Genomic DNA, 15,134 nt, shown 5'->3' with positions numbered 1-15,134 from the left:
ATGATTTTCTTCATTGATGAAAATAAATACGAATATGATTGAAGAAATTGCTTATCGGAGCTGTTTTTATCGTGTTTTTAACTTCATTTTGTAGTAAAGTTAGCAATGTTTTGCGGTAAAGGGATGCCGTTAATAAATGAATTTATTTAACTATTTGATTTTTAAGAGGAACTTACTATGTACTCAAAAGATGTAACCATTATTGCACCAAACGGCTTACACACTCGCCCGGCAGCAGAGTTTGTGAAAGCAGCAAAAGGCTTTGCTTCTGATGTTACGGTAACATCGGGCGGTAAAAGTGCCAGTGCAAAGAGCTTATTTAAGCTTCAAACATTGGGTTTAACTCAAGGTACGGTAATCACAATTTCAGCTGAAGGTGAAGACGAGCAAAAAGCGGTGGATTTCTTAGTGGATTTAATCCCAACCTTAGAATAGTTTTCCCGTTGAACATAACGACTTTGTTAGGCTTAATCAAGCCGTCAGCAAAGTCGTTTTATGTTATTTTAGCTTAACTCATTACCCTCAAGTAAGGATTAAATTATGATTACAGGTATTGCGGCTTCACCGGGGATTGTTTTCGGTAAAGCCCTCGTTCTCAAAGAAGAGCCGATTGTCCTTAATACGCAAAAAATCACAGCCGATCAAATTGAGACGGAAAAAGCGAAATTTTTTGCCGGTCGTGAAAAAGCGGCGGCACAATTAACTGCAATCAAAGAGAAAGCCAGACGTACCTTAGGCGAAGAAAAAGAAGCCATTTTTGAAGGTCATTTAATGATCTTAGAAGATGAAGAGCTAGAGGAAGAAATTTTAGCTTATGTGGAAGAGCATTTAGTAACGGCAGATGTTGCAACACATAAGATCATTGAAATGCAAGCCTCTATGTTGGCTGAAATTGATGATGAATACTTAAAAGAGCGTGCCGGTGATATTCGTGATATCGGTAACCGCTTGCTACGCAATATTTTAGGTATGCGTATTATTGATTTAGGCGATATTCAAGAAGAAGTCATTCTCGTGGCTTACGATTTAACCCCTTCTGAAACCGCACAACTGAATTTAGATAAAGTGTTAGGTTTTGTAACCGATATTGGCGGTCGCACCTCTCATACCTCAATTATGGCACGTTCCCTTGAGTTACCGGCGGTGGTTGGCACTAATAACGTAACCACATTAGTCAATAGCGGCGATACCTTAATTCTTGATGCGATCAATAATGAAGTACATATCAATCCGTCTGCGGAGCAATTAGCGGCGGCTGAGGCGTTGCAAAATAAAGTCGCCGAAGAAAAAGCGGAATTAGCCAAATTAAAAGATTTACCGGCGGAAACTTTGGACGGACATCGTATTGATGTGGCGGGTAATATCGGCACAATCCGTGATGTGGACGGCGTATTGCGTAACGGCGGCGAGGCGGTAGGTTTATACCGTACCGAATTTTTGTTTATGGATCGCGACCATCTGCCAAGCGAAGAAGAGCAATTCCAAGCCTACAAAGAAATTGTGGAAGCAATGCAAGGTAAGTTGGTTGTCTTGCGTACAATGGACATTGGTGGCGATAAAGAGTTACCGTATCTTGATCTACCAAAAGAGATGAACCCGTTCTTGGGCTGGCGTGCGGTGCGTATCGGCTTGGTTCGCCGTGAAATTTTAGACACCCAGTTACGTGCGGTCTTGCGGGCATCAGCCTTTGGGCAATTAGCGGTAATGTTCCCGATGATCATCTCGGTGGAAGAGATCCGTGAATTAAAAGGGATTATTGCCGAGCTAAAACAGCAGTTGCGTGATGAAGGTCAAGCCTTTGATGAAAATCTGCAAATCGGGGTAATGGTTGAAACGCCGTCTGCGGCAGTAAATGCCCGTCATCTTGCCAAAGAGGTCGATTTCTTCAGTATCGGCACTAACGATTTAACCCAATATACCCTTGCGGTTGATCGTGGCAACGAAATTATTGCTCACCTTTATAACCCTCTGACACCATCCGTATTAAACTTGATTAAGCAAGTGATTGATGCCTCTCACGCCGAGGGCAAATGGACGGGTATGTGTGGCGAGCTTGCCGGTGATGTGCGTGCTACGGCGTTATTACTGGGAATGGGATTAGACGAATTTAGTATGAGTGCTATTTCCGTACCGCACGTCAAAAAATTAGTGAGAAGTATTCACTATGCGGACGCTAAAGCACTTGCCGAGCAGGCATTAGCACAACCAACGGCAGCCGATATTGAAAAACTGGTGAATGACTTTTACCAAAATTTGAACTAATTCAGATACAAAATTAAAATTCTCGTATAAAATATACGAGAATTTATTCATTGAGTAATGGAGACTAAATTATGGGAATTTTTGACAAATTATTCGGTGGCAAAAAAGATGCTGCACCGAAAGAAGTGAAAATTTATGCCCCACTTTCAGGTGAAATTGTAAATATTGAAGATGTGCCTGATGTGGTTTTTTCCGAGAAAATCGTCGGTGATGGTATTGCAATCCGCCCGAATGGCGACACTATCGTTGCACCGGTGAATGGGGTGATCGGTAAAATTTTTGAAACCAATCACGCTTTCTCCATTGAATCGGAAGACGGGATCGAACTTTTTGTTCACTTCGGTATTGATACTGTCGAGCTAAAAGGCGAAGGCTTTACCCGTATTGCCGAAGAAGGTCAGAAAGTGAAAGTCGGTGATCCGATTATCAAATTTGACTTAGCGTTATTGTCAGAAAAAGCAAAATCGGTCTTAACACCGGTTGTGATTTCAAATATGGATGAAATCAGCAACTTGCAAAAATTGTCCGGTGAAGTGGTTGCCGGTGAGAGCGAAGTGTTATCATTAGCAAAATAATCACTTTATTTAATTGGCAAAACCACGACAAAAAGTCGTGGTTTTTGTATTTATTATGCTAAAATGTCGCCGATTTTCAGCGTAAAGGGCATACTCTTTACGCTTTTATTTTTAACTGATCGAACAAGATGATTGAGAAAATGGCACAGAAATTACATATTAAAACTTGGGGCTGCCAAATGAACGAGTACGACTCGTCTAAAATGGCGGATTTACTCAACAGTACGCACGGTTTTGAACTGACCGAAAATGCCGAAGAAGCAGATGTATTATTACTGAACACCTGCTCGATTCGGGAAAAAGCCCAAGAAAAAGTATTCCACCAGCTTGGGCGTTGGAAAAATTTCAAGAAGAATAAACCGAATCTCGTGATCGGGGTCGGCGGTTGTGTGGCTTCGCAAGAAGGCGAACATATCCGCCAGCGTGCGCCCTTTGTCGATATTGTGTTTGGGCCGCAAACCTTGCACAGATTACCGGAAATGATCAACCAAATCCGTGGCGGAAAAAGCTCGGTAGTGGACATCAGTTTCCCGGAAATTGAAAAATTTGACCGCTTGCCTGAGCCTCGTGCAGAAGGACCGACTGCCTTTGTCTCGATTATGGAAGGCTGTAATAAATATTGCTCATTCTGTGTCGTGCCTTACACAAGGGGGGAAGAAGTCAGCCGTCCGGTTGATGATATTTTATTTGAAATTGCCCAACTTGCCGAGCAAGGCGTTCGGGAGGTCAATTTGCTCGGGCAAAATGTGAATGCCTACCGTGGAGAAACCTTTGACGGCAATATTTGTACGTTTGCGGAACTCTTACGTTTGGTGGCGGCGATTGACGGTATCGACCGCTTACGTTATACCACCAGCCACCCGATTGAATTTACCGATGATATTATTGAGGTTTATCGTGATACGCCGGAGCTGGTGAGCTTCTTACACTTGCCGATTCAGAGCGGAGCGGATCGGGTTCTGACAATGATGAAACGTAATCATACGGCATTGGAGTACAAGGCGATTATTCGTAAATTGCGTGAGGCTCGCCCGAATATTCAAATCAGCTCAGATTTTATTGTCGGTTTTCCGGGTGAAACGGCGGAAGATTTTGAACAGACAATGAAAATCATCGAGCAAGTGAATTTCGATATGAGCTTTAGCTTTATTTACTCGGCACGTCCCGGCACACCGGCGGCGGATTTGCCTGATGATGTGAGCGAAGAAGAGAAAAAAGAACGTCTTTACCGCCTGCAACAACGGATTAACCACCAAGCAATGCAGTTTAGCCGCTTAATGCTTGGCACAGAACAACGTATTTTGGTGGAGGGGCCGTCCAAAAAGGATTTGATGGAGCTGACCGGACGCACAGAAACAAACCGTATTGTCAATTTCCAAGGGACGCCGGAGATGATCGGCAAATTTGTCGATGTCAAAATTACCGATGTTTACACCAACTCACTGCGGGGAGAAGTTGTGCGTACCGAAGATGAAATGGGGCTACGAGTGATTGAATCCGCCCAAAGCGTCATTAACCGCACTCGCAAAGAGGACGAACTCGGCGTGGGTAAATATGTGGTGAATTTATAATCGCTTTTGTTGTGAATGTACAAAATAGCAAGAGAATGTGAAGGACGCCGTTTGGCGTCCTTTCTTTTTTGATTTTATGCAGCGTAAATATGAGATCTTGAGCTTGACGAGTGCGCCTTATACTTAAATTGTTCGGCTACCTATCATATACACCTGTCGTTCGATCTTATATCGGTTTTGGGGCTAATCGCAAATGGGCTAGCAACTGTCAATATAAGAACGCTTGATATTACCAAATTTTCACTTAACAGACTGCTTGTCAGCAGTTACAAGCGGTCTGTTTTGGGGAAAAATATGCAAATTATTTTTGAATTAAATAGCGAATGGTCGGGCCGTCTTGTTCAATCAATAACACTTGGTAGCCGTGATTTTTGGCATCAATGGGAATAGTGTTGATTGACTGGGGGCAGTCGCTAATAATTTCTAAGATCTCACCGCTTGCAAGGGTTGGCATTACCTCAAGGGTAGCGACCGCAGGGTAGGGGCAAGGCTCGCCGGTCATATCCAGCCGGTAGGTTGGTATTATTTCGCTAGATTGGTGTTGTTCCAACATAATCATTTCCTTATTTTGCCAGACGTTTTTGTAGGACACGTTGCTCCCACCAAAGCACTAAAATGAGGGAAAGAATGAGCAGCACATAATTTGCCACTAAGCCGCCGATTGTGCCGAGAGAATTGAGCAGATTGATTTTATCGTAATTGAGTGCAAGGTGTGGGGCAATATCGTCCCAAACCAGTGCGAGCAAGGTTGAACCGATGATATTGCCCAACCCGACCCACATATAATGCACCTGACCTTCAACGGCACGGTACATCCAGCCCGTTTCGCAGCCGCCGGCTAACACAATGCCGAAACCGAACAATAGCCCGCCGAGAATCGCATTCGGGCCTGCCCACATAATTTTCGGTTCAAGCCCAATCGCAATATAGCTATACACCCCCAGCGTGCCGACCATTACACCATAAATAATCGCTTTGAGCATCGTGGTGCGGCCGCTGATAAACAGATCCCGAAAGGCAGAGGTGAAACAGATCTGCGCCCGTTCAATCAGCAATCCAAAAGCTAAGCCGCACAACATCGCAAAGCCGAGCTTCGGCGAGTTAAACAGGGTAAACATTGCCCACGCTAAAAAGCTGAAAAAGACCAGCATTCCAAGCCGAAAACGGCGTTTGGCTTTATCGGGATCTTGCCTTAATGGCTGCTGGGCATTTACCTTCACCATTTTAATCGGAATGCGGAACATTGGCAGCAGCGAGCATTTTGCCCCAAAATAACAGCCGATTGCTGAGGCAAGCGTAAATAGCCAAGCGTGGAGGGAAAATTGCGGAATACCGGTGAAAAAAGACGCCAAATTACACCCCATTGCCAAACGTGCACCAAATCCGGCAATGATGCCGCCAATCAAGGCTTGCACTATGCGGATTTTGTGGGCAGAATGGCGGAATTTGACATTATTCGCCCAAAGCGCAGCAGAGAGGCAGCCGGCAAACATTCCCACAATCATCAAACCGTCAATGCGGGTAAAGACCGAACCCTCTAAGCCGACCAGTTGAAAATAGCCCCAATCGCTGACATCAATCCCGACAAATTCGAGAAACTCACCGCCCCAGCGGGTAAATTCGCCCGTAACCGCCCAGTAGGTGCCGGTTAAGCCGAAATAGTAAGCAGACAGTATGCCCGCTGCAATTACCGCAGGCACAGGTTGCCAAAATTTAATCAGAAAATGGTGTTTAAAACGCTGCCAAATCATACAAAGTCCTTATAAACTGATAAAAGATTGAATGAATTAAGGCAAAGTTGAGAGGTAAACTAAGTGAACAGACGGCGTGTTTTGTCATCTCTTTACACACAAAACCTTGCGATATAATGAAATAGTTCAAAAACCGCCGTTATTCTAGCAATATCACCCCGCAAAATAAAGCGTGCAAGCGGTGGCTTTCTGTTAGAATTTTGCAAAATCAATGAAGAGGAAAAATGATGCAAAAATTACTGTTTATTTTAAATGCTGCGCCGTACGGCAATGAAACGTTTTTCAGCGGTTTACGCCTTGCGTTACAAATTCAGGAATTGCAGCAGGCGGATATTCGATTGTTTTTGATGTCCGATGCCGTTAATGCCGGTTTGGCGAAACAAAATCCGAGCGAAGGCTATCACCTGCAACAAATGCTCGAAATTCTCATCGCCCAAGGTGCATCGGTGAAATTATGCAAAACCTGCACCAACGCCCGTGGTATCACCCATTTAGCTTTGGCTGACGGTGTAGAAATCGGCACATTGGCAGAACTTGCGGACTGGACACTCTGGGCAGATAAAGTGCTGAATTTCTGATTGGTAAAAATGATCGAAAAACAGACCGCTTGCTTTCAACAAGCGGTCTGTTTTTTTATGTTTTGTGAAAATATTTCCGTTTTTTCTATCATTTATTGTGTTGCCTAAATATTGTCCTTTCCATTGATCGAGATCATAGTAATACATTATATCATTGCTTAGAATTTCATCATCTAATTAAGTTTGGAGTGGGGATATGTCTAGAGTAAAGAACATTTTAATTGTGCTTTGTTTAGTGGGGATTGGGGCAGCGCTATTATTAGGTGGTCAGTGGGTAATGCATAAGACGAGTTCCACGGAGTTTTGTGTGAGTTGCCATTCAATGAGTTATGCACAGCAGGAATGGGAAGGTTCAAGCCATTTTGCGAATGCAAAAGGCGTTCGGGCAGAATGTGCTGATTGTCATATTCCGCAAGAAAGTTGGCATTATCTGAAGGCGAAAGTGATCGCATTGAAAGATCTATGGTATGAGGCAACAGGCAAGATTGATGATAAGCAAAAATATGAAGTACACCGGGCGGAAATGGCACAACGTGTTTGGAATGAATTAAAAGCAAATGATTCTGCAACTTGTCGTAGTTGCCATAGTTTTGATGCAATGGATTTTTCTCAACAAACTAAACTTGCGAAGCAAACACATAGAGAAGCGCAGGGTAAGGGGCAGACCTGTATTGATTGCCATAAAGGAATTGTGCATTTTTTGCCTGAAATACATTCGGTTACGAATACCGAAAAATCGGGAATATTAAAAGGGGGAGATCTGATGCCGGATTCAGCCATTTTTGCAATCGAGATGGTGAAGGCAGCAGCCGAGTACGGCGGAGATATTCGCTTAATGCCATATGCAAAACTGACACAATGGCAGATTAAAGGCAATCAAATTCAAGGAGTGCTACACGGTTGGCAACAAGCAGGTGCGGAGTCCATATTGTATTTAGATATTGGTAAACGTATTAGTGTCGCATTAGTCGATGATGAGGCTCGTAGTCACCGTCAGATTTTACAAACCAAATATGACAAAGTAACGGATAGCGAGTGGCAAGAAGTTAGTTTTATGGTGAATGTTACAAAAGAAAAAATGACCTCGGATTTAGCAATGCTTAATCAATATGGTGATAGTTTAAATCAAACATATTGCAGTGGTTGCCATGCTCCGATTGGGGCGAAACACTATACGGCTAATCAATGGATTAGTGTGGTTAATTCAATGAAAGATCGCACATCAATGAGTAAAGATGAAGTGCGAGCTGTAACGATTTATCTTCAGCGTAATGCCAAAGATATAGTGGTAGCAGAATAGTTATCGGTAAAGTGAGGCTGAAATGAAAAAGCATAAAATTAACCAACAACGTCGTACATTTTTGAAAAAAACATCTCTGAGTATGGTGGGGACATCATTATCCGGCGGAATGTTGACAGCGGTTGTATCAAAAAGTGCAGAAGCAGTTGAGTCTGAAATGAAAACGGTGGTTACTGCCGCACACTGGGGACCGATAGGTGTCGTTGTTCAAGAAGGAAAAGCCGTTAAATCAGGACCGGCGATTGAACCGGTTATATCAAATGAATTACAGACAGTTGTGCCGGATCAATTATACAGTGAAACTCGTGTAAAATATCCAATGGTTAGGAAAGGTTTTTTAGCTAACCTCGATAAAAGCGATACAACAATGCGCGGACGAGATGAGTGGGTTCGTGTTTCTTGGGAACAAGCATTAGATTTAGTGCATTCTCAACTAAAGCGTATTCGTGATGAATATGGTGCAAATGCCATTTTTGCGGGTTCTTATGGTTGGTATAGCTCAGGAGCGTTACATGCAGCTCGGACTTTATTGCACCGTTATATGAATATTACAGGTGGTTTTGTCGGGAATAAAGGTGATTATTCTACGGGGGCAGCTCAAGTCATTATGCCACACGTGCTTGGTACGATCGAAGTGTATGAACAACAAACGAGTTGGGAATCTTTATTAGAGCATAGCGATATTATTGTACTTTGGTCGGCAAACCCATTAACAACAATGCGTATTGCGTGGACTTCCACAGACCAAAAAGGGATTGAATACTTTAAAAAATACCAAGCCAAGGGTAAGCGTATTATTTGTATCGATCCGCAACGTAGCGAAACGTGCCAAATGCTTGGAGCAGAATGGATCCCTGTGAATACGGCAACAGATGTAGCATTAATGCTAGGTATTGCGCATACTCTGGTTAGTGAAAGTAAGCACGATAAACCCTTTCTGAAAAAATATACGGTAGGTTACGATAAATTTGAAAATTATTTGTTAGGTCGGGACGATGGTCAGCCTAAAACAGCAGAGTGGGCGGCGAAAATTTGTGGCGTACCTGCTAATCAAATTAAACAATTAGCTCAGGATTTCTCGAGTAAGCGTACGATGTTGATGGGGGGATGGGGAATGCAACGTCAGAGTCACGGGGAACAAACGCATTGGATGTTGGTAACGCTTGCATCTATGCTAGGGCAAATTGGCTTACCAGGAGGCGGATTTGGTTTTAGTTACCATTATTCAAATGGCGGAGTACCGAGTGCAACCGGCGGTATTTTGGGATCAATAACAGCAAATCCGGCTACTGAGGCTGGTGCAAAAACGTGGCTGGATGATACTTCAAAATCAGCATTTCCGGTAGCCCGTATTGCCGATGTGTTACTACATCCTGGTAAAACGATTGATTATAATGGCTCTAAACTTACTTATCCGAATATCAAGGCGGTATATTGGGCGGGTGGTAATCCGTTTGTTCATCACCAAGATACCAATTTATTAGTCAAAGCTTTTCAACGACCGGAAGTTGTTATTGTCAATGAAGTAAATTGGACACCAACGGCTCGGATGGCAGATATTGTTCTGCCGGTTACAACAAGTTATGAGCGTAACGATTTGACGATGTCGGGGGATTATTCAATGATGAATATTTACCCAATGAAACAGGTTGTTCCTCCGCAGTTTGAAGCGAAAAATGACTATGATATTTTTGCTGAATTAGCAAAAAGAGCTGGGGTTGAAGCACAATTCACAGAAAATAAATCAGAAATGGATTGGCTGGAAGAGTTTTATAAAGTCGCGTTTACTTCGGCACGCAATAATCGTGTGGCAATGCCTCGTTTTGAAAAATTCTGGGCGGAGAATAAACCTTTGACTTTTGAAGCGGGAGAAGCAGCAAAAAACTGGGTACGCTACGGAGAATTTCGTGAAGATCCGCTCCTTAACCCGTTGGGGACACCGTCGGGTAAAATAGAGATCTATTCCGAGGTCATTGCTAAAATGGATTATGATGATTGCAAAGGTCATCCAAGTTGGTTAGAACCGGAAGAGTTTGTAGGTAATGTAACGGAAAACTATCCTTTAGCCTTAGTGACACCGCATCCTTATTACCGTTTACATAGCCAATTAGCACATACCTCATTACGACAAAAATACGCAGTAAACGATCGTGAGCCAGTGATGATCCATCCGGCAGATGCGGTTTCACGTAACATTAAAGACGGAGATATTGTGCGGATTTACAGCAAGCGAGGGCAAGTACTTGCCGGAGCAGTGGTAACCGATAACATTATCCGAGGGACAGTCTGTTTACACGAAGGTGCTTGGTATGATCCGTTGGATTTAGGTGAAAGTGAACAGCCGCTATGTAAAAACGGTTGCCCGAATGTTTTGACTCGTGATGAAGGTACTTCAAAACTGGCACAAGGTAACTCGCCTAATACGTGTATTGTACAGATTGAAAAATTTACAGGGATTGCACCGGAAGTTACGGTGTTTAAACAGCCTAAGCACGCATTGTAAAGTATTTTGAAAAGAAGTTTAATAAACAGACCGCTTGCTTTCAACAAGCGGTCTGTTTTTTCAAAGAATATGCAAAATAGTCTATTTTAAGTCCCGATCATCGACACCGATTAGCAGATAATTGCCGTCAATATCTGCCAAACTTCTAAAGCCGATGTTGAAAATATCGCAGGCTTTGTTGCGGTTGATTGGGCGGTAATCAAAATTATCGTGATGATGACCGTGGAAGATCTTTTGCACACCCATTTTGCGTGCCAATTGGTTGATGACGGCAAAGCCTTGCGGGTGCGGGCGGGGTGCTTCGTGGCTGATGAGAATATCCGCCTTTTGTTGTTCAAGATTTTCCAAATCCGCCGGAAAGATTGAGGTGCGGTGGCGCAGTGGTACGCCGCCTCGCCAAATGCGTTCTTGCGGGGCATATTGGCAGTAGTGAATGTGGTCGAAAAACATCGGGCGGTGAGGCGGCATCCAAATATGCCCACGAAACACGCCGCCGAGCCCGGCGATTTTAGTGCCTTGTATCTCCACGACACGCCCGTGCAGATTGCGTGCTTTCCATTCACTGCCCCAAATCGCATCAAAGGCGGCAACGGTTTTGCTGTCGTGATTGCCGTGGATAAACCAAATATCGCAATGCCGGGCTAATTTGTCTAACTCGGTCGGAGTGGTTAATTGTAAATCCCCTAAAATAATCAGAGCGACATTGTCGTGTGCCTGAACGAAGGGGTAAAGGTGCGTGTAGCTGCCGTGAGGATCACCCGCAAACAGTATCATTTTTTATTCTCGTTATGGGTTTTAAAGGTTAAAGGAATCGGTTCGTCATTTAAAATCGCTTCGACCACTTCTTTGGTTTGATTATAGCGGTCTAAATAGCTGGGTGATTCAATTTCAATATAAGGCACATTGTATTTTTCCAACAGTTTTTTGAGAAGTTGTTGAAAACGTTGGCGTTGTTTAGCCGAGCCGAGACTACGCAAGCCATCATCTACCCATTTGGTATTATTGGAGAGCAGAATGGTAACGTCAAACGGGTACTCTTTAATCATTGAATCCAAAAACGGGTGCGGTTTGCCCTCGTATTGAATACAAAAGGCTTGGGTGGTGATGTAATCCGTGTCGATAATCGCCACTTTATGTGCGTGCCTCATCGCATAATCCACATAGCTTTTATGTCCGAGTGCCATTTGCGGATAGTCGGAATATTGCATCGCTTGTTCGTTGCCGCCTAACTCTTTGAACACAAATTCACGCCCGTATTCCCACGCCGATGTGGTGTTGAACACGTTAGCAAGTTTGCTGACTAATACGCTTTTGCCGCTGCTTTCACCGCCTAAAATTGCAATGGTTTTGACGAAGAACGGACGCACTTCTTTCGGGATAAAACGCCAATACTGGAACGGCTGATTGCGAATTTTAGTGGCGGACACGTTGAACGAATGGCGTTCGGGATCGACCAAATGCACCTCTAAATTCAAATAGGTTTCGTAGGGGGCTTTATCTTGAATTTCGCTGCTAAATACAATGGTCGGCTGAATATTTTTCTCGACAAACAGGGCTTTCACCCGATTTGCCCAGCCTTCCCAGCCGTTCGGGTAGCTTGGAATGCCGTCTTCGACAAGATGATGAATAAAAATTTGCTTTTGCTGATATTTGAAAATCTGCTGCATCCAGCGCAGGCGATCTTCGTTTGTCGGCATCCGTTTCATTTTGCTGTCGTGGAATAATTGCAGATCCCGCTCGGTATCGGTGCAAACGATAACGTGTAGCATATCGACCTTACTAAAGGCTTCGTAAATCATATTGATATGCCCCGTATGCACCGGATAGAATTTGCCGAAAATCACGCCGACCCGCTGATGAGGCTGCTCAATAATATCCAAAACGTTATGCAAGGCTTTGAGTTTGCTCGCACCGGGATTTTTTATTTTACCCGTTACCAGTTGATTAAAGTAAGCACGGGTTACGCCGGCTTGCTCGCACACGTCATTCACTTTTAATTTTAATTGCTTGCGTTTTTGTTGTAGGTAAGCAAAATCGGTCATAGGGTTATCCTCGAAAAGTTTACGCAATAATAGGTGAAAATCGGGATTTTGTCATTTTTTTATTCTGAACAATGGCTTGGCAAGCGGTCGTTTGGCTCGGAAAATTTGCAAAATAGTGTATAAGGGCTTTTCAGTTTTTATCGGTAGGCTATAATCAGCCGTTTTGAGCGAAAGACTATCATTATGGCGTTACTGATTACCCAAAAATGCACCAACTGCGATATGTGCGAGCCCGAATGCCCGAATCAGGCGATTTCAATGGGCGAGGACATTTATGTCATTGATCCGGCGTTATGCACCGAATGTGTCGGGCATTATGAGATCCCGACCTGCCAAAAAGTCTGCCCGATCAATAACTGCATTATTACCGACCCGCAACATATTGAAACGACCGATGAATTGTGGGAAAAATTTGTGTTAATTCATCACGCTGATGCTTTGGAGGCAAAATAATGAAGCTCAACGCACAACAACTGCAGGCGGTCGAATATGTGGAAGGGGCGTGTTTGGTATTAGCCGGCGCGGGCTCGGGCAAAACACGGGTCATCATCAATAAAATCGCTCATCTTATCGCCGAGTGTGGCTATGCTCCCAAACAGATTGCCGCCGTAACGTTTACCAATAAAGCCGCCCGTGAGATGCGGGAGCGGGTGGCACATTCCATCGGTAAAGAAAACAGCCGAGGGCTAACCATCTCGACTTTCCACACGCTCGGGTTTGATATTCTCAAGCGTGAGCATAAATTGCTCGGCTACAAAGCGGGAATGACTTTATTTGACGAATACGATCAAATAGCCCTGCTCAAACACCTGTTGCCCGAAGCGGCTGCGGAAGATAAAGATCTGCTTAAAGCGTTGGTATCCACCATTTCAAACTGGAAAAACGATCTGCTCTCGCCGGAACAGGCGATCGCTGCCGCCAATGACGATCGCAAGCGGGTCTTTTCGCACTTTTATTTGCAATACCAAAACCAGCTCAAAGCCTATAATGCGTTGGATTTTGACGATCTGATAATGCTGCCGACCCTGCTCTTCCGTCAATTTCCTGAAGCTAAAGCCCGCTGGCAGCAGAAAATCCGCTATTTGTTGGTTGATGAATATCAAGATACCAACACCAGCCAATATGAATTGATTAAATTATTGGTTGAAAATCACCAAAATTTTACGGTGGTCGGCGATGATGACCAGTCGATCTACTCGTGGCGTGGGGCGAAGCCGGAAAATATGGCACGGCTTCAAACGGACTTCCCACAGCTCAAAGTGATTAAACTGGAGCAGAATTATCGCTCCAGCCAGCGTATTTTGCATTGCGCTAATATTTTGATTGATAACAACGATCACCTGTTCGCCAAACGGCTGTTTTCCCAGTTGGGCGAAGGCGAAAAATTGGCGGTGATTGAAGCCAAAAATGAGGAACACGAAGCAGAGCGAATCGTCGGCGAGCTGATCGCCCACCGCTATCTCAACAAAACCAAATACAAAGATTATGCGATTTTATATCGGGGGAATCACCAATCCCGCCTGTTAGAAAAATTGCTGATGCAAAACCGCATTCCCTACAAAATTTCGGGTGGCACGTCATTCTTCAGTAAAACCGAAATTAAAGATATGTTGGCGTACCTGCGCCTATTGGTAAACCAAGACGATGATGCGGCATTTCTTCGCATTGTGAATACGCCGAGGCGGGAAATTGGGGCGGCAACTCTCGAAAAATTGGGGACATTGGCGAACGAAAAGCAGGTCAGTTTGTTTGAAGCGATTTTTGATTTTGAACTGATTCAACGCCTTAGCCCTCGCCCTTATCAAGCGTTGCAAGATTTTGCCCGTTGGATTGTCGAATTGGCAGACCAAGCTGAGCGTGCCGAGCCGCAGCAAGCGATCAAAGCAATGTTGGGGAAAATTCAATACGAAGCCTACCTCTACGAAACCGCCGCCACGCCAAAATCGGCGGAAATGCAAAGCCGCAATGTTGAAACTCTGTTTGATTGGGTACAAAAAATGCTGGACGGCGATGCGCTTAACGAACCGATGAATTTAGTCCAAGTGGTCAATAATCTCACTTTGCGGGATATGTTGGAGCGGGGCGAGGATGAGGAGAGCGACCAAGTGCAACTGATGACCCTCCACGCCTCAAAAGGTTTGGAGTTTCCGCACGTTTTCCTGATTGGAATGGAAGAAGGAATTTTGCCCCACCAAACCAGCATTGACGAGGATAACATCGAAGAAGAGCGCCGTTTAGCCTATGTCGGTATTACCCGAGCGCAACAAACCCTGACATTCTCCCTCTGCAAAGAACGCCGTCAGTACGGCGAAATTACCCGCCCCGAAGTCAGCCGCTTTTTACTGGAGCTTCCCCAAGACGATCTACAATGGGAGCGGAATAAACCCCAAATCAGCGAACAACAACGCCAACAAAAAGTCTCCGCCGGCTTGAACAATATGCTGGCGATGGTTAAGGCGAATAAAAAATAGTCTTGATAAAATAGCAAATTTTTGAATATAACTCACCGCTTGTGTTAATGAAAAAGGCGAAAAAATGCATAAAAATATCAA

13 protein-coding genes are annotated in these 15,134 nt (G+C 44.2%); 9 read left to right on the top strand and 4 right to left on the bottom strand.

Annotated features, from left to right (window positions below; translation table 11 throughout):
* Nucleotides 1-177: 177 nt before the first annotated feature.
* From ptsH to miaB, 4 genes are all read left to right on the top strand, one after another.
* Nucleotides 178-435, top strand: a complete 258-nt coding sequence (gene ptsH / locus E4T80_RS00580) for a phosphocarrier protein Hpr (protein WP_047975952.1) — start codon at nucleotides 178-180, stop codon at nucleotides 433-435.
* A gap of 105 nt (nucleotides 436-540) precedes the next feature.
* Nucleotides 541-2,262, top strand: coding sequence for a phosphoenolpyruvate-protein phosphotransferase PtsI (gene ptsI / locus E4T80_RS00575; protein ID WP_135054006.1), 1,722 nt, complete (start codon nucleotides 541-543; stop codon nucleotides 2,260-2,262).
* A gap of 71 nt (nucleotides 2,263-2,333) precedes the next feature.
* Nucleotides 2,334-2,837, top strand: coding sequence for a PTS glucose transporter subunit IIA (crr, locus tag E4T80_RS00570; protein ID WP_135054004.1), 504 nt, complete (start codon nucleotides 2,334-2,336; stop codon nucleotides 2,835-2,837).
* Nucleotides 2,838-2,977: 140 nt separating this feature from the next.
* Nucleotides 2,978-4,408 (top strand): tRNA (N6-isopentenyl adenosine(37)-C2)-methylthiotransferase MiaB, encoded by a 1,431-nt coding sequence (gene miaB / locus E4T80_RS00565; RefSeq protein WP_047975965.1) that lies wholly within the window; start codon nucleotides 2,978-2,980, stop codon nucleotides 4,406-4,408.
* A 301-nt stretch (nucleotides 4,409-4,709) separates the two neighbouring features.
* On the opposite strand, the gene yedF is transcribed toward miaB, so the two are convergent.
* Both yedF and yedE read right to left on the bottom strand, forming a co-directional pair.
* Nucleotides 4,710-4,967, bottom strand: coding sequence for a sulfurtransferase-like selenium metabolism protein YedF (yedF, locus tag E4T80_RS00560; RefSeq protein ID WP_369074430.1), 258 nt, complete (start codon nucleotides 4,965-4,967; stop codon nucleotides 4,710-4,712).
* Between the two features lie 4 nt (nucleotides 4,968-4,971).
* Nucleotides 4,972-6,159, bottom strand: coding sequence for a selenium metabolism membrane protein YedE/FdhT (gene yedE, locus E4T80_RS00555; protein WP_135054001.1), 1,188 nt, complete (start codon nucleotides 6,157-6,159; stop codon nucleotides 4,972-4,974).
* Between the two features lie 227 nt (nucleotides 6,160-6,386).
* Between yedE and E4T80_RS00550 the strand changes: the two genes are divergently transcribed.
* From E4T80_RS00550 to torA, 3 genes are all read left to right on the top strand, one after another.
* Nucleotides 6,387-6,737, top strand: a complete 351-nt coding sequence (locus tag E4T80_RS00550) for a DsrE/DsrF/TusD sulfur relay family protein (protein WP_135053999.1) — start codon at nucleotides 6,387-6,389, stop codon at nucleotides 6,735-6,737.
* A gap of 196 nt (nucleotides 6,738-6,933) precedes the next feature.
* Nucleotides 6,934-8,037 (top strand): NapC/NirT family cytochrome c, encoded by a 1,104-nt coding sequence (locus E4T80_RS00545; RefSeq protein ID WP_135053997.1) that lies wholly within the window; start codon nucleotides 6,934-6,936, stop codon nucleotides 8,035-8,037.
* Nucleotides 8,038-8,059: 22 nt separating this feature from the next.
* Complete coding sequence (gene torA / locus E4T80_RS00540) at nucleotides 8,060-10,540, top strand: trimethylamine-N-oxide reductase TorA (RefSeq protein ID WP_135053995.1); 2,481 nt, start codon at nucleotides 8,060-8,062, stop codon at nucleotides 10,538-10,540.
* Between the two features lie 81 nt (nucleotides 10,541-10,621).
* Here torA and E4T80_RS00535 read toward each other — a convergent pair whose 3' ends face one another.
* Nucleotides 10,622-11,314, bottom strand: coding sequence for a metallophosphoesterase family protein (locus E4T80_RS00535; protein WP_135053993.1), 693 nt, complete (start codon nucleotides 11,312-11,314; stop codon nucleotides 10,622-10,624).
* Nucleotides 11,311-12,582, bottom strand: a complete 1,272-nt coding sequence (nadR, locus tag E4T80_RS00530) for a multifunctional transcriptional regulator/nicotinamide-nucleotide adenylyltransferase/ribosylnicotinamide kinase NadR (RefSeq protein WP_135053991.1) — start codon at nucleotides 12,580-12,582, stop codon at nucleotides 11,311-11,313. The genes E4T80_RS00535 and nadR overlap by 4 nt, the downstream gene beginning before the upstream one ends.
* Before the next feature lie 183 nt (nucleotides 12,583-12,765).
* Between nadR and E4T80_RS00525 the strand changes: the two genes are divergently transcribed.
* Complete coding sequence (locus E4T80_RS00525; RefSeq protein WP_135053989.1) at nucleotides 12,766-13,035, top strand: YfhL family 4Fe-4S dicluster ferredoxin; 270 nt, start codon at nucleotides 12,766-12,768, stop codon at nucleotides 13,033-13,035.
* Complete coding sequence (gene rep / locus E4T80_RS00520; RefSeq protein ID WP_135053987.1) at nucleotides 13,035-15,053, top strand: DNA helicase Rep; 2,019 nt, start codon at nucleotides 13,035-13,037, stop codon at nucleotides 15,051-15,053. The genes E4T80_RS00525 and rep overlap by 1 nt, the downstream gene beginning before the upstream one ends.
* Nucleotides 15,054-15,134 lie beyond the last annotated feature (81 nt).

It is taken from the genome of Muribacter muris, from assembly GCF_004569585.1.
Classification (GTDB): domain Bacteria; phylum Pseudomonadota; class Gammaproteobacteria; order Enterobacterales; family Pasteurellaceae; genus Muribacter; species Muribacter muris.
The sequence above is the reverse complement of the archived record's forward strand: the minus strand, read 5'-3'. Positions and strand labels throughout refer to the sequence as shown.

Bases quoted from the DNA above. Each gene is read 5' to 3' on its own strand.
- ptsH (WP_047975952.1), top strand. From the start codon at position 178: ATGTACTCAAAAGATGTAACCATTATTGCACCAAACGGCTTACACACT.
- ptsI (WP_135054006.1), top strand. From the start codon at position 541: ATGATTACAGGTATTGCGGCTTCACCGGGGATTGTTTTCGGTAAAGCC.
- crr (WP_135054004.1), top strand. From the start codon at position 2,334: ATGGGAATTTTTGACAAATTATTCGGTGGCAAAAAAGATGCTGCACCG.
- miaB (WP_047975965.1), top strand. From the start codon at position 2,978: ATGGCACAGAAATTACATATTAAAACTTGGGGCTGCCAAATGAACGAG.
- yedF (WP_369074430.1), bottom strand. From the start codon at position 4,967: ATGATTATGTTGGAACAACACCAATCTAGCGAAATAATACCAACCTAC.
- yedE (WP_135054001.1), bottom strand. From the start codon at position 6,159: ATGATTTGGCAGCGTTTTAAACACCATTTTCTGATTAAATTTTGGCAA.
- E4T80_RS00550 (WP_135053999.1), top strand. From the start codon at position 6,387: ATGCAAAAATTACTGTTTATTTTAAATGCTGCGCCGTACGGCAATGAA.
- E4T80_RS00545 (WP_135053997.1), top strand. From the start codon at position 6,934: ATGTCTAGAGTAAAGAACATTTTAATTGTGCTTTGTTTAGTGGGGATT.
- torA (WP_135053995.1), top strand. From the start codon at position 8,060: ATGAAAAAGCATAAAATTAACCAACAACGTCGTACATTTTTGAAAAAA.
- E4T80_RS00535 (WP_135053993.1), bottom strand. From the start codon at position 11,314: ATGATACTGTTTGCGGGTGATCCTCACGGCAGCTACACGCACCTTTAC.
- nadR (WP_135053991.1), bottom strand. From the start codon at position 12,582: ATGACCGATTTTGCTTACCTACAACAAAAACGCAAGCAATTAAAATTA.
- E4T80_RS00525 (WP_135053989.1), top strand. From the start codon at position 12,766: ATGGCGTTACTGATTACCCAAAAATGCACCAACTGCGATATGTGCGAG.
- rep (WP_135053987.1), top strand. From the start codon at position 13,035: ATGAAGCTCAACGCACAACAACTGCAGGCGGTCGAATATGTGGAAGGG.